A 22,629-nucleotide genomic window follows, 5' to 3' on the forward strand; every position below is an offset into this window, starting at 1 on the left:
GGTTTCAAAATGAGTGTGGTTGCTGTGATCGGTTTGGGTTATGTGGGTTTGCCTTTGGTGGTGGAGTTTGGTAAACACTTTCGCACGATCGGGTTTGACATTTCAATGTCCAAAGTCGAGTCCTGTCTCAAGGGTGTGGACCCCTCGCGAGAATTGTCGGATGAGGAAATGCGAGCGTCGCCACAGGCCGTGTACACCGCCGACCCCACCCTGCTAGCCGAGGCAGACATCATCGTCGTGGCCGTGCCAACACCCGTAGACAACGCTCACATACCAGATTTTCGCCCGCTCATCGGTGCCAGCGCCAGTGTCGGTCGCAACATGAAAAAAGGCGCTATCGTCGTTTACGAGTCAACGGTTTACCCAGGCGCCACTGAAGAAGTATGTATTCCCGTGCTGGAGCGCGAGTCTGGCTTGAAGTGGAAGCAGGATTTTTTTGTGGGCTATTCTCCTGAGCGAATCAACCCCGGTGACAAGGAGCACACTCTTACCAAAATCCTCAAAGTTGTCTCGGGCGACGGCCCCGACACGCTGGACAAAGTGGCCAGGCTGTATGAGACCATCATCCTGCCCGGCGTCCATCGCGCATCCAGTATCAAGGCCGCAGAAGCTGCCAAGGTGATCGAGAATACGCAGCGGGATCTGAATATCTCCCTGATGAACGAGCTGTCCATCATCTTCGACAAGCTCGGTATCGACACCACCGAGGTGCTCGCAGCCGCCGGCACCAAATGGAATTTTCTTAACTTCAAGCCTGGCCTGGTGGGTGGCCATTGCATTGGCGTGGATCCGTATTACCTGACCCATAAGGCCGAGATGTTGGGCTATACCCCACAAGTTATTTTGGCTGGCCGGCGTATCAATGACGGCATGGGCAAGTTCATTGCCGAACAGACCATCAAGCAAATGATTGCGGCCGGCAGTTACGTCAAGGGCGCCAAGGTCAACGTCCTCGGGCTTACCTTCAAGGAAAACTGCGGTGACCTGCGCAACTCCAAAGTGATCGACATCATCAATGAGCTCAAGTCATACGGCGTCGAGGTGTTTGTGACCGACCCACGGGCCAAGTCGGACGAAGCCATGCATGAATACGGTGTGTCGTTGCTGCCCTGGGCCGACCTGCCCCGGGCTGACGCCATTGTCGCCGCTGTTGCGCACCGTGAATTTGCAGAGCTGACGGCGGAGGATTTCGGCAAAAAACTCATCCGGGGTGGCGCATTCATTGACGTCAAAGCCGCTTTCGACAGCAGCGCTATCGAAGGCGCAGGTTACAAACTCTGGCGCCTGTAAATGACAGACCGTCGCCCCCTCGTGCTGCATGTGATGCACCGCTTTGACACCGGTGGGCTGGAGAACGGTATTGTCAATCTGATTAACCACATGCCACCGTACGCCTACCGTCACGCTGTGCTGGCCCTGACCGAGGTAACGGAGTTCTGCCAGCGCATCCAGCGTGGCGATGTGGAGTTCATTTCACTGCACAAACCGCCAGGCCACGGTATCTGGCAATTTCCCAAACTGTTCAAGTTATTCCGTCAACTGCGCCCCACGATTGTGCACAGCCGCAACCTCGCGGCGCTGGAGGCGCAGGCCCCAGCCTGGGCGGCCGGTGTGCCAGTTCGCATTCATGGTGAGCACGGCCGCGACGTGGGAGACCTGGATGGCAGCAACGTTACCTACCAGCGCGTGCGCCGTTTCTACAAGCCCTTCGTTCACCAGTACACGGCGCTGTCGCGTGATCTGGCTGACTATCTGGTAGACAAGGTGCACGTATCACCGGACGCCATCACTCGGGCCTGCAACGGGGTCGATACCGAACGCTTCCATCCGTCTCCCGGTGGCCCGCAGCTCATCGCCGGTTGCCCTTTTGATCCGGCACAGCACTGCCTGGTGGGTACCGTCGGCCGCATGCAGACCGTCAAGGACCAGCTCACGCTGGCGCATGCTTTCGTGCAAGCTTTGGCCCTGGCTCCTGAACTGCGGCAACGCATGCGATTGATCATGGTGGGGGAGGGACCGTTGCGCGCGCAGGTCCAGGACGTGCTGGACACAGCAGGCTTGGGAGCACTGGCTTGGCTGCCCGGTGAGCGTAGCGACGTGCCAGACATCATGCGTGGTCTTCATATTTTTGCCTTGCCGTCACTGGCCGAGGGCATCTCGAACACGATACTGGAGGCCATGGCCAGTGGCTTGGCTGTCGTTGCGACGGCTGTGGGCGGCAATGCCGACCTGGTACAGCAGGGGCAGACCGGCGACCTTGTTGCTCCTTCCGATCCGCAGGCCATGGCCCTGCGCCTGGTGGCACTGGCCTTGAATCCGCAGCGGGTCCACAGCATGGGGCAGGCCGGTCGGCAACGGGCGCAGACCACTTTCAGCCTGCAGGCCATGGTCAGTACCTACCAGTCGGTGTACGACCAGCAGTTGCGCCGCCTGCGCCCTGTGCCGTTTGCCCAGCAACAACACCCATAGACATCATGTGTGGCATTACCGGAATTTTTGACACCCGCGGCGGCAGTGCCGTCAGCCAGGCCGTGCTCCAGCGCATGAACGACTCTCAGTTGCACCGTGGCCCGGATGAGGGCAGCCTGCACATCGAGCCTGGTGTGGGCCTGGGCCATCGGCGCCTGTCCATCATCGACATTGCCACTGGCCAGCAGCCGCTGTTCAACGAAGATGGTTCGGTGGTGGTGGTTTTCAATGGAGAAATTTACAACTACCAGCAACTCATTCCCGAGCTGCAGGCGCTGGGTCATGTGTTTCACACCAAGAGCGACACTGAAGTCATCGTTCACGCGTGGGAGTCCTGGGGTGCCGACTGTGTCAAGCGCTTTCGCGGCATGTTTGCCTTTGCCCTGTGGGACCGCAATCAGCAAACTTTCTTCATGGCGCGTGACCGGCTGGGCGTTAAACCCATGTATTACGCGTTGCTCGACGACGGCACCTTGCTGTTCGGCTCCGAGCTTAAATCCCTCCTGGCCCACGGTGGCCTGAGTCGCGACATGGATCCGCTGGCAGTGGAGGAATACTTCGCGCTGGGTTACGTGGCCGAGCCGCGCACCATTTTCAAACAATCCAAAAAGCTGTCGCCCGGCCACACCCTCGCCATCAAGCGCGGCGAGCCGCTGGGCGAGCCAGTGGCCTACTGGGATGTCCAGTTCAGTCTGGACAACCCGATCTCCGAAGGCGATGCCCAGGCCGAGCTGGTGCAGCGCCTGCAAGAGTCCGTGCGCCTGCGCATGATTTCCGAAGTGCCACTCGGCGCTTTTCTGTCGGGTGGTGTGGACAGCAGTGCTGTCGTTGCCGTCATGGCTGGTTTGTCGCAAGAGCCCGTCAACACATGCTCCATCGGATTTGACGATCCGGCATTTAATGAGTCTGCCTTTGCGCAAAAGGTGGCTGACCGCTATCGCACCAACCATCGTCTTGAGGTCGTCAAGAGCGACGACTTTGACCTCATCGATACGCTGGCGCGCCTGTATGACGAGCCCTATGCCGACAGTTCCGCCATCCCCACTTACCGAGTTTGCCAGCTAGCGCGCAAGCATGTGACCGTGGCCTTGTCTGGCGATGGTGGCGATGAATCGTTTGGCGGCTACCGGCGCTATCGCCTGCACCTGATGGAAGAGCGCATGCGCGCCGCGTTGCCGCTGGGCGTGCGGCGCCCCCTGTTTGGTGCGCTAGGCAGGTTTTACCCCAAGGCCGACTGGGCGCCGCGCATGTTTCGCGCCAAGACCACGTTCGAGGGACTGTCCCGCAGTTCGGTGCAAGCCTATTTCCATTCGGTCTCCATCCTGCGCGGCCCCATGCGTGAGGCGCTGTTCAGTCCGAGTTTTAAGGCCGAGCTGGCCGGTTACAACGCACATGAGGTCTTTCGCCGCCATGCGGTCCAGGCTGGCACCGACGATCCGCTGGCGCTCATCCAGTACCTGGACCTTAAGACCTATCTGGTTGGGGACATCAATACCAAGGTCGACCGCGCCAGCATGGCCCACTCGCTCGAAGTGCGTGAGCCTTTGATGGACCACGAGTTGGTCGAGTGGCTGGCTACCTTGCCGTCGAGCCAAAAAATCAAGGGCCAGGAAGGAAAGTACATTTTCAAAAAATCGATGGAGCCTTATCTGCCGCAAGACGTGTTGTATCGGCCCAAAATGGGGTTTGCCGTGCCGCTGGCGCGCTGGTTCCGTGGCCCCCTGAAGCAGCGCGTGCGCGATGCGGTGTTGGGCGACCGGCTGCTGGCGACCGGCTGGTTTAACCCGGTCTATCTGCAGCATTTGGTGGAAGCCCATCAGTCGGGTGCGCGCGACTACAGCGCACCGCTGTGGACGTTGCTGATGTTTGATGCCTTTTTGCGTCAGGTGGTCGATGGCCACGTAACTGAACCGGCGGCGGTGGCTGTATGAGCCTGCGTATCCTGCACGTGCTCGACCACTCCATCCCGTTGCACAGCGGCTACACCTTTCGCACGCTCTCGATTTTGCGTGAGCAGCGCAAGCTGGGGTGGGAGACCGTTCATCTGACAACGCCCAAACAAGGGTCCACAGCGTCCCTTCAGGAAACGATTGATGGTTTGACTTTTTACCGCACGCCGAGTGTTGGGCCCGTGGGCTTGCTGACCCAGATGCAACTCACCGCCGCGCGGCTGGGTGAAGTGACCCGGCTGACGAAGCCGGATGTGATTCATGCACATTCTCCGGTTCTCAATGCGTTACCCAGTTTGTGGGTGGGACGGCGCCAGCACACACCGGTGGTCTACGAAATGCGGGCCTCCTGGGAGGATGCCGCCGTGGACCACGGGACCACGGTTGAAGGCAGTTTTCGCTATCGCTTGTCGCGCGCGCTAGAGTCATTTGCACTGCGCCAATCGGACCAAATTACCACGATATGTGAGGGGCTGCGGGGCGATATCGCTGCGCGTGGCGTTCCGGCCGAGCGGATCACCGTGATCCCCAATGCGGTCGATGCCAGTGTGTTCCAGTTTGGCGTACAGCCCGATCCCCATTTGCGTCATTCGCTAGGGCTAGATGGCGCCACGGTGATCGGCTTTGCCGGGTCCTTCTATGGGTACGAGGGGCTTGATCTGCTGCTTGAAGCGGCACGCAGCATGCTGCCACGGCACCCGGATTTGCGTTTACTGCTGGTCGGCGGGGGGCCGCAAGAGAGCAATCTCAAGGCGCAGGCGGCTGCTGCCGGGTTACAGGATCGCGTTATTTTTACCGGTCGTGTCGCCCATACCGAGGTACAGCGCTATTACGAGCTTATCGACGTATTGGCCTACCCACGATTGCCGATCCGGCTGACAGAGCTGGTCACACCTCTGAAACCACTCGAGGCGATGGCGCAGGGACGCATGTTTGTTGCCTCCGACGTGGGGGGCCATCGCGAGCTGGTTCGCCACGGAGAAACGGGTTTTTTGTTCAAGGCTGGTGATGCTGCGGCACTTGAGAAAGCACTGGAAGACGTGCTGGCGCAACGCGAAATGTGGCCGCAGATTCGGCTGCAGGCGCGTCGCTTCGTGGAGTTGGAGCGGACCTGGAGTGGCAGCGTCGCACGTTACCGTGAGGTCTATCAACGAGCGTTGAGCCGTTATGACCGCACGCAACTCATTCGAGCCTGAGGTCTTATCGTGTGCGGCATCCACGGCATTTATCGTTTTGATGGGCAAGGTGTGGCTCCTGAGCTGTTGTCGGCCATGGGCAACGTGACCCGACATCGGGGGCCTGACGACGAGGGTATGCACATCGACGGCCCCTGCGGCATTGCCATGCGCCGACTGTCAATCATTGATCTGGCGGGGGGGCATCAACCCTTGTCCAACCTTGACGAAACACTCTGGTTGGTCTGCAACGGCGAGATATATAACTACCGGGAGTTGCGCTCTGAACTCCAGGCCAAAGGCTATCACTTCAAAACCGGGTCAGACAGTGAAGTGCTGTTGCACCTCTATGAGGCCGAGGGTGACGACTTTGTGCTGCGCCTCAATGGCATGTTCGATTTTGCGCTATGGGATCTTCGTCGTCATCGTCTTTTGATTGGCCGTGACCGGCTCGGGGTCAAGCCGCTCTATGTGATGCAAGACGGCCAGCGATTGGCGTTTGCGACCGAGGCCAAGGCGCTGCTCACATTGCCCGGCGTCAGCGCCGAGTTGAATCGCAGTGCTGTCGCCAGCTACTTGCACCTGGGCTATGTCGCTGCGCCCGACTGCATCTTCAAGGGTATTCGTAAATTGCCGCCCGCCACGCTTCTCGCCGTTGAAAACGGCCAAGTGCGCGAGTGGCGTTATTGGCGACTTTCCCCGCGCATGAATCAGGATCTGTCAGAGCGTGAGTGGATCGAGCGGGTTCGGGCGCAGCTAGACGCGTCAGTGCGCATGCAGATGGTGAGTGACGTGCCAATTGGTGCCTTCCTGTCGGGGGGTGTCGATTCCAGCGCCGTGGTCGGATTCATGGCGAAGCATTCCCAGCAGCCGATACGCACTTACGCCATTGGCTTTAGCGGCGGCGAAGCAGAGGCGCTCTACAACGAGTTACCTTATGCCCGTCGCGTGGCTGAGCTTTTTGGCACGCAGCATCGTGAGATTGTGGTTCGTCCCGACGTTGTTTCCCTGCTGCCCAAACTGCTGTGGCACATGGATGAGCCGCTGTCGGACACCGCATTCATCACCACTTTTCTGGTGTCCGAGTTCGCCCGGCAGGATGTGAAAGTGATTCTCTCCGGTGTCGGCGGGGATGAACTCTTTGGTGGCTATCGCCGCTACCTAGGCGACCACTATGCGCAGCAATACGGCCGACTGCCGGGCTGGTTGCGGCGGTCTGCTGCGTCTGTCGCCGGGTGCTTGCCGGTTGACCGCCACTCCGGCCTGCTCAATACCTTGCGCCTAGCCAAAGGATTTCTCTCTTCGGCTGAAATGGGTGCCGATGACCGCTACCGTAGCTACCTTCAGGTGCTGGATCGGGAGGCCGTCTCCGCGCTATTGATGCAAGCCGATGTTGCTCAAACTGATCCGCTGGAGCTGGCCTTTGCCGGGGCGGGCCATGAAGATTCCCTCAATCGCATGCTTGCTGTGGATGCGCAAACACAGTTGCCCGATGACTTGCTGATGTTGACCGACAAAATGAGCATGGCCGTCTCTCTTGAATGCCGCGTGCCGCTGCTGGACCATCAACTGGTGGAACTGGCCGCCTCCATGCCTGCTGCGATCAAAGTGCGCGGTGGTCACCTCAAACATGTCCTGAAGGAAGCCTTGAATGACCTTCTTCCCGCGGACATTCTGGAACGAAAAAAGCGCGGCTTCGGCACCCCCATGGGGGCATGGCTCAAGAACGAACTCGCTCCCTTGCTGGGGCGTCTGCTGGCCCCTGATGTGACGCAGCGGCGCGGACTCTTTCGGCAGTCTGTGATTGACCGGCTCGTCGCCGATCACCAGGCCAATCGTTTCGACGGCACCGATGTCTTGCTGGCCCTGCTCAATTTGGAAATCTGGAGCCGGATTTATCTGGATCATCGCGATCCGACTGACGTTGCGGCCGAACTCAAAGGCTACGCCTCATGAACATCCTGTATCTCTGCCACCGTTTTCCATTTCCACCCAAGCGCGGGGGAAAAATCCGACCGTTCAATATGATCCGCCACTTGTCGGCGACCGGCCATCAGGTGACTGTTTGCTCATTGGCCCGGTCGCCTGAAGAGGCCGAGGAGAGTAAGGGGATTACGCCTTATTGCGACGGTTTCGAGATAGGGCACGTCACCGAGTGGGTTCAGGTGGCGCGCATGCTCGTGCGACTGCCGGTGGCGACGCCGTCGTCGATGGGGTTCTTCTATTCCCCCGAGTTGGAAAAACATGTGCGCGGCTTATTGAGGTCAAAGCCGTGGGACCTTATTTTTGTTCATTGCTCCTCGGTCGCGCAATACGTTGAGCATGTTCAAGACGTCCCCAAGATTCTGGACTTTGGCGACATGGACTCCCAAAAATGGTTTGAATACGCCAACTACAAGCCGTTTCCCCTGTCGCTTGGGTACCGGTTTGAGGGCGCCAAGATGCGGGCCGCCGAAAAGCGTCTGGCCCGGCGCTTTGACCTGTGTAGCGCCACCACCCGGGCCGAGTGGGAGACCCTCGAGGCCTACGCTACCGGGGCTGATACCGACTGGTTTCCCAACGGTGTGGACGCAGATTTTTTCTGCCCTGCGGATGAGCCCTATGACGCTGACACCATCAGCTTTATTGGGCGCATGGACTACTACCCCAATCAGGAGTGCATGGCGCGCTTCTGTGAAGAGACCTGGCCCCTGCTCAAGAGCGCCCGCCCGGGCATGAAACTCTTGATTGTTGGGGCCGACCCGACGCCTGCGATGCGCAAACTGGGTGATTTACCAGGGGTCACGGTGACCGGCTCAGTGCCGGATGTTCGCTCCTTTGTCCGCAAGTCAGCCTTGATGGTGGCACCGCTCAACATTGCGCGCGGTACGCAGAACAAGATTCTGGAGGCCATGGCGATGGGCGTGCCGGTTGTGACCAGCAGCATCGCCGCTGGCGGCGTCGATGCCGAGTCCGAAACGCATTTTCTTGTCGCTGACACGCCGGTAGCCTGTGCGCAGGCCATTATGAATATTGTCGACAGTCCGGCCGAGCGCAATCGCCTGGCTGTGGCCGGTCGGCTGCGCATGCTCAGCCACCACGCCTGGCCCCGTTCAATGGCGCGCCTGGACGGCATCATTGACCGCGCCGTCAATAATTTTTCAAAAAGCAAGGGAGTAGTTGCATGAAGATCAGCATTTTTGGACTGGGCTATGTGGGGGCGGTGTCGCTGGCCTGTTTGTCACGCGACGGTCACGACGTGATAGGGGTTGACATCGACCGCACAAAACTTGACTTGATCATGGCGGGTAAGACACCGGTGGTGGAAGAGGGCATGGTCGATCTCATGGCGCAAGTGGCCACCAGTGGCAAGGTCACAGTGACCACCGATGCACAAGCCGCGGTGCTTGACAGCGAAATATCTCTGGTCTGCGTTGGCACGCCATCTGCGGCCAATGGCAGTCAGGATCAGGGTGCCATTCTTCGCCTGGCTGAAGAAATAGGTCGAGCCATTGCTGAAAAGCAGGAGCCGCATGTGGTCGTTTTCCGTTCAACACTGGTTCCGGGTACGGTGGAGGATGTCTTGCGCCCGATCATTGAAGCGCAGTCCGGCAAGAAAGAGGGAAAAGATTTTTTTCTTTGTTTTCAGCCCGAATTTTTGCGCGAGGGCTCCTCCATTCGTGATTACGACAAACCTCCGTTTACCGTCGTAGGCGCCAACCATGCCTATCCGGTCGAGCGTCTGCGAGAGCTGTTTGGCCAGTTGCCTTGTAAATTTCTCGAAACCACGGTGCGCTCCGCCGAGATGATGAAGTACTGCTGCAACAACTTCCACGCCCTCAAGATCACCTTTGCCAATGAAACCGCCCGCCTTTGCGATGCCCTTGGTGTGGACGCGTTCGAGGTGATGGACCTGATGTGCCAGGACACCCATCTGAATATTTCGCGCGCTTACCTGAACCCTGGTTTCGCCTTCGGTGGTTCCTGCCTGCCCAAGGATTTGCGCGCCACTACCTATCTCGCCAAGATACATGATGTTGAGATTCCCATGCTGGCGGGCATCATGCCGTCTAACCGCGATCATCTTGACCTGGCGCTGCAAAAACTGTTGGCCACTGGCAAGCGCAAGATCGGGTTTGTTGGTTTGTCATTCAAGACCGGCACCGACGACCTGCGCGAGAGCCCGTTGGTCAGTCTGGCCGAACAACTGATTGGCAAGGGCATGCAGCTTTCCATTTATGACCCCGAGGTCCGTCTGGCCCAACTGCTGGGTGCCAATCGCAGTTTTATTGAGAAACATCTCCCCCACATTGGGCAGATGTTGCGCGCCGACATAGAGGGCGTTATTGACGAGTCCGAGGTGTTGGTGGTCGGGCTCGCTGATCAGGCGGTTTTCGACACCCTGGCAAGTCGCTGTCGGCCCGACCAGCTCGTGCTCGACCTGGTCAACCTGCCCAACTGTGCAGCCATTCGGGCCAAGGTGGAAGGCTTATGCTGGTAAACGGGGACCAGTCGTCGGGCCTTGCATTGCGGTGGCGCCGTGGCGCCTGGCTCAGTCTCGCGGTGCTTGTTCTTTGCGTGTTGTCGCTTGCGCCGTACCTGACCAGCTCCACCGAGCTTGTGCGCATGCGCAATGCCTTGCTCTTGACTGACCAAACCCCAGTCAACTTCAATTGGACCCCTGCCAGCGTGCCTCCCAGCTTCTTGCAAGAGCGTGGGCCGGCTGATCCGTTTTTTGTTGACGTAGCGGCTCGTCTCGGGCTGGCTGCGCTGCCTGACGACTGGGCGCGCGCCTTGACCATCAGTCGTCATTTGTTGGGCAGCAGCCCGGTGCTGTTGGGGGGTGCAGTCAAGTCGGACCTGCGCGGCACTTACCGGCGCATTGTTGACAGCGGCGAAGGCTACTGTGGCGATTTTGTGGACGTGTTCATGGCCATCTCCCTTGCTGCGGGCATGCCCGTGCGGTCCTGGGCGTTCTCTTTTGACGGGTTTGGCGGCGATGGGCATATTTGGCCCGAAATATGGAATCGGCAACTGGGGCGATGGCAACTGGTTGATATTTTCAACAATTACTATTATTTCGAAACGGTGGGGGTGCCTCTGTCTGCCCTTGAGTTTCGTCAGGCCTTGCTCAGCAATTCACCGCAACTCACGCTGGCGCCGCTTTACCCGGGTGCCAGGGTTGGCTGGTCGATTGAAGAAAAAGCCTGGCGCTATTACCGTCGCGGGTTGCCCGAGTGGTACATGTGGTGGGGCAACAATGTGTTTACCTACGACCGGGCCTTGTTGGTTCGTACATTCTCCGGCGTCTCGCGCTCACTGGAGCAGTTGGGGGGCATTGCGCAAGGGGTATTTCCGCCGGTGAAACTGATGGTCACCGAGGCCAACCGCCGCCAGGCCAATGCGATGTGGCGTCTGCGCATGCATCTTTTCGTTGTTGTGTGGGTGGCATCTCTGGCGACGCTCGCAGCGCTATTTTGTTGGGTTGCGGCGGTGCGGGTCCGGCGTCGCCAGCACCCCGTTTTATCCAGGCCCGGCGCGGTACAAGATGGTCAATAGCGCAACATGCAAATTGGAAGCTTCCGCTGCGAACCCGTTGCCGCGTGTTGGCCTGGTCGGTCCCTTGCCGCCACCCTCGGGCGGCATGGCCAATCAATGCCAGCAACTTATCCTGTTGCTCCAGTCGGAAGGTGTGGTCGTTGAATTCGTACGAACCAATAGTCCGTATCAACCGCATTGGGTGGGTCGCATTCCCATGGTGCGCGCTGTCTTTCGCCTGGTTCCGTATCTGGCTCATTTGTGGCGGACTGCCGGGCGGGTGAATGTGATGCACATTCTGGCCAACTCCGGGTGGGCTTGGCATCTCTTTGCGGCGCCAGCGATGATTGTTGCGCGCCTGCGGGCGACGCCGGTTATCGTCAATTACCGGGGTGGGAATGCGGATCCTTTTTTTGCAAAGGCCCCCAAGTATGTGCTACGAATGCTTGCGAAGGCATCCATGCGCGTGACGCCTTCGGTATTTTTGCAGAGAGTCTTTGCCAATCACCGCTTGAGTGCCGATGTCATCTCGAACATTATTGATCTGTCACGCTTTACGCCAACGCGGCCGAGAGTATTCGGCGATTCGCCGCATATTGTTGTCACCCGAAATCTGGAGCCCATCTACGACATCCCGACCGCAGTCCGTGCCTTTGCGGTCGTTAAAAAGTCGTTCGCGGGGGCTACATTGACGATCGCCGGCAGTGGCCCCGAGCTTGCCAACCTGAAGGCGCTGGTGTTGAAACTTCAGCTGACGGATGACGTGCAATTTTCAGGTCGCATTGACAACGCCTGCATTCCAGCCTTGTACGCGTCAGCTGACTGCATGATCAATTCGAGTACGGTCGACAACATGCCCATCTCGATCCTTGAAGCCTTCGCCAGTGGTGTGCCGGTGGTTAGCACCTGTGCCGGCGGCATTCCGGATATGGTCGAGCACGGTGTCTCCGGCCTATTGGTGCCAATCGGCGACGATCAAGCCATGGCCCGGGAAGTACTTCGTGTCTTGCAGAGCCCCACTATGGCCGCGAGTCTGCGGCAGGCTGGGCTGGTCGAGGCAGAGAAGTATGCTTGGCCGCAGGTACGCGCCAAGTGGCTGGATGCCTATATCCGGTCTGCTACGCCAGGGAGGGCGCTATGAGTCTCTATACCGCACTATGTTCGAACGTTTTTTTTCCGCTCCACGAACGCATCAAAGGTCATGACTCCGTGGCACTGCGAAAACACTTGGAAGAAAGTCAGTGGTGGCCCGCTGAACAACTTGAGACTTACCGTGCCAAGAGATTGCGGCAGTTCCTGGTCGATATCGGACAGCGTGTGCCCTACTACCAACAGTTGTTCAAACAACTCAATTTCGCCCCGAACGCGGTCCGCTCGACCGCTGCATTGCAGCTGTTGCCATTGCTCGCCAAATCAGACATCCGGGAAAACGTCGACAAGCTGAAGGCCGAAGGCTATGGCCCATTGACCCGTTACAACACCGGTGGCTCTTCCGGAGAGCCCCTCATCTTTTACATGGGCAAGGGGCGCAAAAACCACGACGTCGCTGCCAAATGGCGCGCCACCCGTTGGTGGGGTGTTGATATTGGCGACTCTGAACTGGTCGTGTGGGGTAGCCCGATGGAGATTGGTGCACAAGACCGCGTCAGGCGCCTGCGTGATGCACTGCTGCGAAGCCGCTTGTTGCCAGCTTTTGAGATGTCGCCTCAAAATTTGGACCGGTTTGTGGAGACGATCCGCGTTACTCGTCCTACCATGCTGTTTGGCTATCCATCGAGTCTGTCTCTCATTGCACAGCACGCACGGCACAAAAGCGTTGCCATGAATAATCTGGGGATCAAGGTTGCATTCGTCACCTCCGAGAAGCTCTATGAAGAGCAACGAGCCATCATCAGTGAGGTATTTGCTTGCCCGGTGGCTAACGGCTATGGCGCGCGCGACGCAGGGTTCATCGCACACCAGTGCCCTGAGGGTAGTTTGCATATCAGCGCCGAAGACATCATTGTGGAAACAGTGCGTCCAGACGGCTCTCCTGCGGCCGCAGGGGAGGCTGGCGAAATTGTCGTCACACACATGGCAACTGCGGACTTTCCTTTCGTGCGCTATCGCACCGGTGATATAGGGGTTTTGGACGATAAGCCATGCGCGTGTGGCCGTGGCTTGCCCGTGCTGAAAGAAGTTCAGGGACGCACGACCGACTTTGTTGTGGCCCGCAATGGCACGATCATGCACGGTCTGGCATTGATCTACACAGTGCGGGATCTGCCGGGTGTTGAACGTTTCAAAATTGAGCAGTCGTCGCTGGATCAAACAATCGTCAAGGTCGTGGCGGGGCCAGCCTTTGGCGCAGCCGAAGAGGCGCGCATCATTCGCGACTTCAAAGCCCGGTTGGGTGAAGCCGTTGATATTCGCGTCGAAAGGGTGAGTGACATTGCCAATGAATCCTCAGGCAAGTTTCGCTATGTTGTGAGTCAGGTCAGGGTTTTTGGGAATGGCAAGGAGGTCAAAAGTGCGTGATTTACTGATGCTTGGTATCGTTCTTGGCGCTTTGCCATTTGCCCTGCGGCACACCTGGATCGGCATTTTGTTGTGGACCTGGATCAGCATCATGAACCCCCACAAGCTGGCGTGGGATTTTGCCCAAAACGCCCCGTGGGCAGCAGTAGTAGCCGGCGTCACGATTCTTTCGCTGTTTACTACCAGGGACAAACTGAATATGCCGTGGGAACCCCCGGTCAAAGTCCTGTTTGCGTTTGTCATCTGGATGTGCGTGACCACAGCATTCGCCTTCTACCCATTGATCTCATGGGAGCAGCTCAACAAGGTTTTGAAGATCCAGTTGATGACGGCGATTGCATTTGCCGCCTTGCGAGAGCGCAGGCACATAGAACTTTTCGTGTGGGTGAACGCTATTTCAATTGGGTTTTACGGTTTCAAGGGTGGACTTTTTACCATTGCTACAGGTGGTGCTAGTACCGTTTGGGGTCCGCCGGGTGGTTTCATCGAAGGAAACAACGAAATTGCGCTCGCTCTAGTCGTGGCCATTCCATTGATAAATTATCTGAGAATGGTTGCAGTGAACCGATTGATTCGAATAGGCCTTTTGGCCCTGATGGTACTTTCGGCAGTCGCTGCCATCGGTACGCAATCGCGAGGTGCGTTCCTAGCAATGTTAGCCATGGGTCTGGTGCTTTTGGCGCGGTCGAATCGAAAGGTCGCCACCGGCATCACCGTTGCAATTGTGGCGGCAACCATCATTGCCTTCATGCCGAATTCGTGGGAGAACCGCATGAGTACCATTCGGACCTATGAGCAGGATGGCTCTGCAATGGGCAGGATCAATGCATGGGGAATGACCGTCAACTTGGCCAACAGCCGGCTTTCTGGTGGCGGGTTCGAGAGTTATACACCCGAGATATTTTCCAAATTCGCGGCGAACCCAAGTGACGTGCATGTGGCACACAGTATCTATTTCTCGGTGCTCGGCGAGCATGGCTATATTGGCCTGCTCCTGTTCTTGCTGGTCTGGTGGCTGGCATTCCGGACAGCTGGCAGAATTCGCAGAGACGCCCTGGTGCGAGAGGAGACAAAGTGGATCTATTACCTGGCGGGGATGTGCCAGGTTTCTCTGGTGGGGTACATGGTTGGGGGTGCTTTTTTGAGTCTCGCTTATTTCGACCTGCCGTATAACATTCTGGTGATATTAGTGGTGTCATCACGCTGGCTTCAAGAAAAGCGATGGCAAACAGAGACTCAAGGTGTTCTCGGTGAAACGGCTCCCAAGAATCAAACACGGGCGGCCGCGATCGGAAAGCTTCAATCGTGATTTTGAAAAGTATTGCCGGAGCGTTGTCCCCCGGCGGAACGCAGGCTCGTTTGTCGATTCTGATTTTTCATCGTGTGCTTTCCCAGGCCGATCCACTGTTTCCTGGCGAGCAGGATGCTCGTCGCTTCGACGAAGTCTTGTCATGGATCGCGCGGTGGTTTCAAGTCATTCCACTTGATGAGGCGGTGTGGCGGCTTGGCACTGGCACCTTGCCGCCGCGCGCGGCCGCAATCACGTTTGATGACGGCTACGCTGACAATGCCATCAATGCGATGCCGATTCTGCTACGTCATGGCATGTCGGCAACATTTTTTATTGCCACTTCGTTTCTGGATGGAGGTCGCATGTGGAATGACTCAGTCATCGAAGCCGTTCGCGTCTTTCATGGCAAAGCGCTGGATCTGAGTGACGCGGGACTCGGCGTTCATTGTCTTGAATCACATGAGCAGCGCCGCGTCGCTATAGAGTCATTGCTTTGCCATATAAAGTACCTCGGGCCGCGCGAGCGCCAAGACGCAGTGGCGCAAGTAATTGACATTGCTGGTCGTGGCTTGCCTGATGACCTGATGATGCGATCAGAACAAGTGCTCGCGTTGCGAAATGCGGGGATGCAAATCGGCGCGCATACATGTTCGCATCCAATCCTGGAAAAGATCCCCGATGAGCAGGCGTTGCCAGAGATTTCAAATAGCAAAATCGTTCTTGAGTCCTTGTTGGGACAGTCAGTTTCCCTTTTTGCCTATCCAAATGGGAAGCCGGACATGGACTACTCTGCCAAGCACGTTGCCATGGTCCGGCAAGCGGGATTTGTTGCTGCATTTTCGACGGCGCCTGGCGTCGCAATGCAGACCGGCGACGTTCATCAGCTGCCGCGCTTTACTCCTTGGGACCGGACCCGATCAAGATATGGCATACGCTTGCTAACCAACTTGCGCCGTAGCGCACCCCAAGCGGTAGCCAGTGCCGTGACGTGAGAAGACGCCCTCAAAGGCGTTCGTTTCGAGGCCCGACGTAGGCGCGTGCAATGACTACAGCATCCATCCTAAAGTGCATGTTTCGAGGGGCAGGAACCATACCGCCGTGGTACCAGTTGAGCCAGAATCCTTGAATTCCCATCTCGGGATGCCGGCGCCACCGGAAATTTGTCCGTTCATAGGCCTGGACCCCATCCACCCAGACTCTGTACTCTCCATCCTTGATGGCCACGCCGTTGCCGGTTTCATCGAAGGGGCCCGCAATTGAATTCATCTTGATGTATTGTTCGATGCAATACCAGCGGCCTTTCCCGACGACAATCCCCGGCCACCTGATTGACTCACCGTACGGGCCCTCTTGATCCAGGTGATACATGTAACTACCAATCCAGAAAAGATCATCGTAGGGGTTGCCATCATTTGATCGTGTTCCGCCGTGCCCACGCATTGACGCTCCTTCGTACTCCCAACGATTCGCTTTTGCATTTCGTACCTTCAGTCCAGTGGGGCGTGACCCACCGTTACCGGTCGTGTTTTCCCAGTGGCCGGCGGAATTCCACCATCCAAATCGACCGTCCCACCCCGGCATCTTGTTCGCGTCGACCTCAGACCCCCAGTCGTCTTCAAGAAAGACATAGTAGCGACCATAAAGTTCAGTCTCAGTCTTGACTGGAACTCCGGCGCTGGTCCCACCAACGATCGTCCGCTCAAGCGTGCATCCTGCAGTCTCCCCCCTGGGAATCAGTCCCCGCAGGTAGGTTGATCCCGTGTTGGGGTCTTTCACTTGGCTCGTGATTGGGGCAACGCCGCCGGTTTGCCATCGCTTTCTTGAGATGTCAGAGAAATCGCCAGCGAAAACGACGCTTGGATGCGCACTCAATCCGCGATCAAACGGAAATTTGTTCGCCAACCCGGACCGTTTCGTCAGTGCTCCTGCCCCATTACGAAACTCGGGCGGATTCAGCTCAAAGACCTCCAATGTGCCGAAATATTTGAATGACAAGCAGGTCAGTGACAGCGTCGCGCTCTGCACTGGCTCAGTGAGCATTGAAATATCAAATTGCAACGCCGCGAACTGGTTATCTTTGGCGACCATAAACGTAGCCCGGCTGTCATTGGACTTGTACGTGCTGGGCGACCACATTGCATTGCACGAACATTCAATTACCGTCGTTCCGCTGCGCGACACAACTAGCAGTTGCGGACGGGCACTCACCACGCCATGGGTTCGTCCTGCAAACGTAAATGCCCAGTTCTCTCCAGATCTAAGATAGAAGCCGCGATTTAGCCCTGACCTTACCCATCGGTTCACCAAGCTGGTCACGTCGAGCTTAAGAGGACCCAAGGAGACCTTACCTGCTGCATAGGGCACGCTTCCCTGTGGCGCTTGCTTGGCATCAAGCCAATCGCCGCGACCGGAATTCACCCATGGCAACAGGAGCTTGCGGCTCCAAAATGCACGATTTGGACCACTACCACCATCCCATGTCTGGAACTGCCGGAATTCCGGGGGGGGGCGCGCAGGAGCAGAGGAAGTTGCTGTGTTACTGGTACTCCCCCCGCATGCGGGGAAAGTCAGGGCGCCTGCACCTGCCACGGTTCCAGCAACAAACTTACGTCTGTCCATTTTGATTCCTCAATACAAAAAAGTAGATGACCAGTGCTCAGGCGTCAAATGTAATTTTGATCTATCGTGAAAAAAAAGACCAGCATCATTTCACGTACCTGTAACTGATGAAAAGCTGTTGGCGTGTCTAAACTTATACTGGAAGAATTCGCCAGCTTCGGAGACCCTGCTATGGAAAATCCATTTGACCGGAGACAATTCTTGCAGTTCGCGTTGACGCAGGTGGGTGCCGTGGCATTGAGTGCCTGTGACATAGCACTGGCTGCACCAGTACCCGGAACAAATTGGGTGCCTGCAAGCGCAGGCGATATCAAGGCGGTTGTGACCGCGAATACCTTTCTTTCGCAAAATGGAAAGCTGGCTGGGTGGGAATACGCGTTCGGGAAGATCATTGACGACTACTCCGGGGGTGTCTTCAATCCGTATTGGGGTACTTTGGGGGCGATGGTGTTCCACGGCGGTGGGCACGCCGCCACCTTTGACAACAGCGTTGTGGTACTTGACTTGAACGACTTGACGTTCAAGCGCTTGTCGAATCCAACACCAAGCGCCAATGGTGCGAACTGGATTTCCACAATCGGACTGGCCCAGAAAGTCGATCCCGCGTTCAACTCGTCGCACTGTGAGTATGGCGATGGCCAGCCGGGTGCGGGTCATACCTATGACACGCTCGCCATATTGCCGCCCGCCGATGGCGGAGCCCCTTGCGGGTCATTGATCCGCGTTTCCAGCTATGCCGTTCACGTGAATATGTCGGGCTGCACTGGCTGGGCTCATCGATTTGATTTTCAATCCACAGCGATGCGCAATGGCAAGTGGGTGCGCTGGTCGGTGAATGGGCCGACCAGCTATTTGTTTCCCGGGGCATGCTCCGCCTACGATTCGCTTCGCAGGAGATTTTGGTGGATTGCGGGCCTATCGTCGGCCCCGCCCAAGATCCGCTACCTTGACGTCGTGACGCAACGGCAGTTGGAGATACGCTTTTCAAGTAAGGCACGATTAGCCCCTGCGGCGAATCCAGACAGCGTGACCATGCGGTACGACTCCGAGCGCGATATTCTTGTAATGACGTGCACCGTGGGCGGCAAACTGGTGCTTGCCTTCCTTCGCTGCGCCTCCCCGGAAATGGGGTGGATGGTGCCACCCCTCTCGACGAGCATTCCAGCTCGGTCCGGCTCATCCCACCCATTCGATTTCGTTCCTGAAGCAGATAAATTTGTGCTGTTGACGGGGGCGGATAACTCGGCGCTCTACGACATCGTTCCGCCGCAAGATCCAGCGTCAACATGGATGGTGACACGCCGACCACTGGTCGGTGTTTCGATTCCGACCGCCCACGTTGCCGGTAAACGATGGAGCTACGCACCAGCCGTCAAGTCATTTGTCTGGATGGCGCGCAGTTCGTCCGCCGTAATCGCCTACCGTCCATTCGTGTGAACGTCTGCCCAGGCATATTTTCCGCGCCGGCCTGTCGGAAAGGTTTACAGGTCAGCAACAGCGATTAAGTCAAGCGTCACTAACCCGTTGTTCCAGTTGGCTTTCAGGCCGCGAGCACGAAAATTGCTTATTGCGTGATGACCCATCACAAAACCATCGTTGCCCATGAATAGGCTCATCCCAAGCTCTTCACTCTGCCGGGTTGCACGTCAGAAATTGGGGTGCTTGGGCTATTGGCTCATGCTGGTTGGCCTGACGGCTTGTGGTGGTGGCGCTGATACCTCAGGCACGCCGACGTCGCCGACCCCGGCCAGCCTGCAACAGACGCTTGCCAATTTGGTGATTGACGTCACAAGTCCAGGGCTGGTTACCGAAGGCAGTTTCGACCACGTGACCGGCTATTTGGCCAAGAGCCCGCAGGTCTTGCGCAGTAATGGTGCAGCGAGTGCGCGCTTTGCATTGCAGGTGCCATACGCCGGTCACTATGAAGTGTTCGTCTGGTGGCCGCAGAATCTGGCGGATGCCGGTGCTGCGGATATCACGGTCGAATACAACGGCGGTCACAGCACAGTATCCCAGAGCCAACGCAGCGGTGGCGGCGCATGGCAATCGCTTGGAACATACCCGTTCGACCCCTCGATCCCCGGGGCGCTGCTGCTGCGTAGCGTAAACGGCGCGCCCTTGTACGTGGATGCGGTGCGCCTGCAGTATCTTGGCCAACGGGCACCAGCCATGGCATTTGCGTCCGACAAGCTGCCGGTTGGCCTGAAGGATGAACCCTACATTGCACAACTCAGTATGTCGGCTGGCATGCCGCCTTACAGTTATGCGATCGTGGATGGCGAGTTGCCTCCGGGTTTGGTATTGGATGGTGCGACCGGTGACATCATTGGCCGTCCGGCATATTCCGGTGAGTTCACCTTCACCGTGCGCTCGCAGGACGCCAAGCGTCAGCTGGCGTCCCAGACGATGACCCTTTACATTGGCGAGTCGGCGGGCACTGCCAGCACTGCGCCGGGTCTGGCCCCACGTCCGTTTGACGTCCCCAGTGCGCGCCGACAATCAACGGTCGCCACTGCCGGCACGCCGGACGTCTCTAACCTGCTCGCGGTCGTGGCCGGCATGGCCGAAGGCGAGTGGCGGCGTGTCAATCTGAATGCCTTCTCGTCGGTGTGGACCCCTCCCGACCTGCGCCCCTTGTATGGGTGGGGTAACCCCACGCCCTCGCGGATCATCCTCGCGTGGAGTGGCTTCGCCTGGGATTCCAACCGCGCCACGCTGCTGATTTATGGTGGTGGCCATGGGAATTACCGCGGCAATGATGTCTACTTGTGGCGCGCCAGCACACAGATGTGGGAGCGTGCCTCGCTACCAAGCGAAATGGTGCAGACCCAACTGGGCTACTGGAATGCGATTGACGGTGTCGACAAGGCGCCGGCATCCGCTCACACTTATGACAACACCATCTTTCTGCCGATTCTGGATCGCATGCTGGTGCTGGGCGGTGCCGCCGACCCTAATGGCGGGCACTATCTCACCCAGGCTACGGCCACAACAGCGCGCGTCACGGGCCCCTACTTGTTTGACCCAAGCCGCGCGCACGCCGACAGGGTGGGCGGTAGCACCGGCTCACACGTAAAACGTGTGGCGCCGTATCCTGAAATTGTCGGCGGAAATATGTGGTCGAACCGCGAGTCGTGGCTGAATGCGTCGGCATCATCAAAACCTCCGGTCGAAGCCCTGACCAACGGCTGCACCGGCTATGCTGTGGAGGCAGGCCGCGACGTGGTCTATGTGCGCACGGCCTACCGCTTGTACCGCTATGAAATAAGCGACTTAGCCACTCCCGCGGCCGATGTCTGGAAACAGGTCAATAGCTATTACTACGGCGGCTCTGGTGGCCAAAGCACCTGCGCTTATGACCCATTGCGCAAGATATTCCTGTCGACGCATCTCCAGACACCGTTCATTTTTTGGGACCTGTCAAATTCCAATGCGGGCAATCGGGACAAAATGATCACACCTGTCGACCCAAGCGGAGAATTTCCAACACTGCTGTCAACTGGTGCCATCCATATGAGCAACTGTGGTCTGGAGTTTGACCCCGTTCGCAATGATTTCAAGCTCTGGTGTGGTGATGGTCGCGTCTGGACCGTGACACCGCCGCCAACGCCGGTTGCCACGGGCTGGACCATTGTCAAGGCTTCCCTTCCGCCAAGCGCGGTACCGACCGAAAGTCTTGGCACCGGCATCCTTGGTAAGTGGAAGTACGTGCCAAACCTCGATGTCTTTATGGGACTGGCTGATTCGGTGCAGGGCAACATCTGGATCTACAAGCCGCATGGTTGGGTGAACCCGGCTGGAACTGGCAACCTACCACCTTCAGTGTCGATCACGGCACCCGCCAATGGCGCCAGCTTCACAGAGGGGGCCGGTATCGTGATGTCGGCCACTGCGACTGACGTCGACGGCAGTGTTGCCAAGGTCGAATTCTTCGCCGACAGCAACAAGATTGGCGAAAGCCTGGCCGCGCCTTTCGAGGTGCTGTGGTCTGGCGCGATGGTCGGCGCGCACACGCTCACTGCAGTGGCCACCGACGATGCGGGGGCCACCAAGACATCGGCCCTGGTTACAGTCCTGGTGAACCCGGTGGTAGTGCCCAACAATCCACCCACGGTTAACCTGGTACACCCCACCCCTGGCACCACCGTGCCCTTTGGCACACCGGTCACCCTTGAAGCCGCGGCGGGTGACAGCGATGGCACCGTGGTACGCGTCGAGTTTTACGTCGGCGTTGTCAAGCTCGGTGAGGCCACTGCTGCGCCGTTCACTTTTGTCTGGACCTCGCCTCCCTTGGGCGCCAGCGCCCTTTCCGCAGTCGCCACCGACGACCAAGGCGCGAGCACAACCTCTGCTGTTGTGTCGATTACCGTATCACCTGCCTCGGGCGGTACGGGGGCAGTCACGCTGCAGCGCGGTGCGGGCCCGTTCGTTGTCGCCGACGCCTATCTGTCTAACTATCACCAGACGCTGAACTTCGGTGCAAACACCAGTTTCCAGGACAAGTTAAGCGACTACTCGTCGCTGATGCGCTTCGCGATCTTCCAGTCCGAAGGGGGCCCTGTTCCGAACGGCACGAAGATCACCTCGGCGACCTTGTCCTTGTACAAGTTCTCGTACTACAACATGGTCTATGGCGTGCACCGCGTGTTAGTGGACTGGTCGGAGAGCTCCGCCACCTGGAATCGGCGCCTGCCGGGGCTGTCCTGGTCCACTGCTGGCGCCAACGGCCTGGGTATGGACATTGCTGCGACACCCGATGCTTTGGCGTCGATAAACTTTAATCCGGGTTGGATCAATTTCGACGTGACTTCCAGCGTGCAGGGGATGAGCTTGGCCCCGTCGCCCGCCAACTTTGGCTGGCGCCTCAAGGGGGTGAGTGGCTACACCAGTGCGATTAAGATGTTTTACTCGAGTGAGTTCGCTGGCATGCCGTCACTGCGTCCGAAGCTGGTCATCACCTACGAATGAGGGCAGCGCCCGCAAGTCCCTGCCTGCCGCCCGCTGCTTGAGGGCCGGGTGGGTGTTGGTCAACTTGTGCAACGCTTGACGTGTATACGATCCCGGATCAAGTCCGGCGTGACAGCCAAAGTCT

Annotated in this window: 15 protein-coding genes; 14 read left to right on the forward strand and 1 reads right to left on the reverse strand. The window is 58.0% G+C overall.

Annotation, left to right across the window (positions count from 1 at the left end; genetic code table 11):
• The first annotated feature begins 9 nt into the window (after positions 1 to 9).
• The 12 genes from WA157_RS02100 (at position 10) to WA157_RS02155 (ending at position 15,910) form a co-directional block, all read left to right on the forward strand.
• Positions 10 to 1,290: a nucleotide sugar dehydrogenase gene (locus tag WA157_RS02100; RefSeq protein ID WP_422619376.1), complete on the forward strand. Its 1,281-nt coding sequence runs from the start codon at positions 10 to 12 to the stop codon at positions 1,288 to 1,290.
• A complete protein-coding gene (locus WA157_RS02105) occupies positions 1,291 to 2,469 on the forward strand; it encodes a TIGR03088 family PEP-CTERM/XrtA system glycosyltransferase (protein WP_422619377.1) in 1,179 nt (392 codons plus the stop codon). It begins immediately after the preceding gene.
• Between the two features lie 5 nt (positions 2,470 to 2,474).
• The gene (locus WA157_RS02110) at positions 2,475 to 4,400 is read left to right on the forward strand and encodes an XrtA/PEP-CTERM system amidotransferase (protein WP_422619378.1); all 1,926 of its coding nucleotides are present in this window, start codon (positions 2,475 to 2,477) and stop codon (positions 4,398 to 4,400) included.
• A complete protein-coding gene (locus WA157_RS02115; RefSeq protein WP_422619379.1) occupies positions 4,397 to 5,614 on the forward strand; it encodes a TIGR04063 family PEP-CTERM/XrtA system glycosyltransferase in 1,218 nt (405 codons plus the stop codon). Before WA157_RS02110 ends, WA157_RS02115 begins: the two co-directional genes overlap by 4 nt.
• Before the next feature lie 9 nt (positions 5,615 to 5,623).
• Positions 5,624 to 7,549, forward strand: coding sequence for an asparagine synthase (glutamine-hydrolyzing) (asnB, locus tag WA157_RS02120; protein WP_422619380.1), 1,926 nt, complete (start codon positions 5,624 to 5,626; stop codon positions 7,547 to 7,549).
• Positions 7,546 to 8,760, forward strand: coding sequence for a TIGR03087 family PEP-CTERM/XrtA system glycosyltransferase (locus WA157_RS02125; protein ID WP_422619381.1), 1,215 nt, complete (start codon positions 7,546 to 7,548; stop codon positions 8,758 to 8,760). The genes asnB and WA157_RS02125 overlap by 4 nt, the downstream gene beginning before the upstream one ends.
• Entirely contained in the window at positions 8,757 to 10,073 is a 1,317-nt protein-coding gene (locus WA157_RS02130; RefSeq protein ID WP_422619382.1) for a nucleotide sugar dehydrogenase, read from the forward strand. The genes WA157_RS02125 and WA157_RS02130 overlap by 4 nt, the downstream gene beginning before the upstream one ends.
• Positions 10,064 to 11,131 carry a transglutaminase domain-containing protein gene (locus WA157_RS02135; protein ID WP_422619383.1) on the forward strand — a complete coding sequence of 356 codons (1,068 nt, stop codon included), beginning with the start codon at positions 10,064 to 10,066 and terminating at the stop codon, positions 11,129 to 11,131. Before WA157_RS02130 ends, WA157_RS02135 begins: the two co-directional genes overlap by 10 nt.
• Before the next feature lie 85 nt (positions 11,132 to 11,216).
• Entirely contained in the window at positions 11,217 to 12,251 is a 1,035-nt protein-coding gene (locus WA157_RS02140; RefSeq protein ID WP_422619384.1) for a glycosyltransferase family 4 protein, read from the forward strand.
• Positions 12,248 to 13,627, forward strand: coding sequence for a phenylacetate--CoA ligase family protein (locus WA157_RS02145; protein ID WP_422619385.1), 1,380 nt, complete (start codon positions 12,248 to 12,250; stop codon positions 13,625 to 13,627). Before WA157_RS02140 ends, WA157_RS02145 begins: the two co-directional genes overlap by 4 nt.
• The gene (locus WA157_RS02150) at positions 13,620 to 14,936 is read left to right on the forward strand and encodes a putative O-glycosylation ligase, exosortase A system-associated (protein WP_422619386.1); all 1,317 of its coding nucleotides are present in this window, start codon (positions 13,620 to 13,622) and stop codon (positions 14,934 to 14,936) included. Before WA157_RS02145 ends, WA157_RS02150 begins: the two co-directional genes overlap by 8 nt.
• Complete coding sequence (locus WA157_RS02155) at positions 14,933 to 15,910, forward strand: polysaccharide deacetylase family protein (RefSeq protein ID WP_422619387.1); 978 nt, start codon at positions 14,933 to 14,935, stop codon at positions 15,908 to 15,910. The genes WA157_RS02150 and WA157_RS02155 overlap by 4 nt, the downstream gene beginning before the upstream one ends.
• Positions 15,911 to 15,920: 10 nt before the next feature.
• On the opposite strand, the gene WA157_RS02160 is transcribed toward WA157_RS02155, so the two are convergent.
• Positions 15,921 to 17,537, reverse strand: coding sequence for a hypothetical protein (locus tag WA157_RS02160; RefSeq protein ID WP_422619388.1), 1,617 nt, complete (start codon positions 17,535 to 17,537; stop codon positions 15,921 to 15,923).
• Between the two features lie 171 nt (positions 17,538 to 17,708).
• Between WA157_RS02160 and WA157_RS02165 the strand changes: the two genes are divergently transcribed.
• Both WA157_RS02165 and WA157_RS02170 read left to right on the forward strand, forming a co-directional pair.
• The gene (locus tag WA157_RS02165) at positions 17,709 to 18,974 is read left to right on the forward strand and encodes a hypothetical protein (protein ID WP_422619389.1); all 1,266 of its coding nucleotides are present in this window, start codon (positions 17,709 to 17,711) and stop codon (positions 18,972 to 18,974) included.
• A gap of 240 nt (positions 18,975 to 19,214) precedes the next feature.
• On the forward strand, positions 19,215 to 22,505 hold the full coding sequence (locus WA157_RS02170) for an Ig-like domain-containing protein (RefSeq protein ID WP_422619390.1): 3,291 nt from the start codon (positions 19,215 to 19,217) through the stop codon (positions 22,503 to 22,505).
• Positions 22,506 to 22,629: the final 124 nt, after the last annotated feature.

The organism is Rhodoferax ferrireducens (assembly GCF_049302455.1).
Classification (GTDB): Bacteria; Pseudomonadota; Gammaproteobacteria; order Burkholderiales; family Burkholderiaceae_C; genus Rhodoferax; species Rhodoferax ferrireducens_B.

What these genes read in the sequence shown, in the direction of transcription:
- WA157_RS02105 (WP_422619377.1), top strand. Translation starts at nt 1,291, where the DNA reads ATGACAGACCGTCGCCCCCTCGTGCTGCATGTGATGCACCGCTTTGAC.
- WA157_RS02160 (WP_422619388.1), bottom strand. Translation starts at nt 17,537, where the DNA reads ATGGACAGACGTAAGTTTGTTGCTGGAACCGTGGCAGGTGCAGGCGCC.
- WA157_RS02110 (WP_422619378.1), top strand. Translation starts at nt 2,475, where the DNA reads ATGTGTGGCATTACCGGAATTTTTGACACCCGCGGCGGCAGTGCCGTC.
- WA157_RS02115 (WP_422619379.1), top strand. Translation starts at nt 4,397, where the DNA reads ATGAGCCTGCGTATCCTGCACGTGCTCGACCACTCCATCCCGTTGCAC.
- WA157_RS02100 (WP_422619376.1), top strand. Translation starts at nt 10, where the DNA reads ATGAGTGTGGTTGCTGTGATCGGTTTGGGTTATGTGGGTTTGCCTTTG.
- WA157_RS02170 (WP_422619390.1), top strand. Translation starts at nt 19,215, where the DNA reads ATGCTGGTTGGCCTGACGGCTTGTGGTGGTGGCGCTGATACCTCAGGC.
- WA157_RS02135 (WP_422619383.1), top strand. Translation starts at nt 10,064, where the DNA reads ATGCTGGTAAACGGGGACCAGTCGTCGGGCCTTGCATTGCGGTGGCGC.
- WA157_RS02130 (WP_422619382.1), top strand. Translation starts at nt 8,757, where the DNA reads ATGAAGATCAGCATTTTTGGACTGGGCTATGTGGGGGCGGTGTCGCTG.
- WA157_RS02165 (WP_422619389.1), top strand. Translation starts at nt 17,709, where the DNA reads ATGGAAAATCCATTTGACCGGAGACAATTCTTGCAGTTCGCGTTGACG.
- WA157_RS02125 (WP_422619381.1), top strand. Translation starts at nt 7,546, where the DNA reads ATGAACATCCTGTATCTCTGCCACCGTTTTCCATTTCCACCCAAGCGC.
- WA157_RS02145 (WP_422619385.1), top strand. Translation starts at nt 12,248, where the DNA reads ATGAGTCTCTATACCGCACTATGTTCGAACGTTTTTTTTCCGCTCCAC.
- WA157_RS02140 (WP_422619384.1), top strand. Translation starts at nt 11,217, where the DNA reads ATGGCCAATCAATGCCAGCAACTTATCCTGTTGCTCCAGTCGGAAGGT.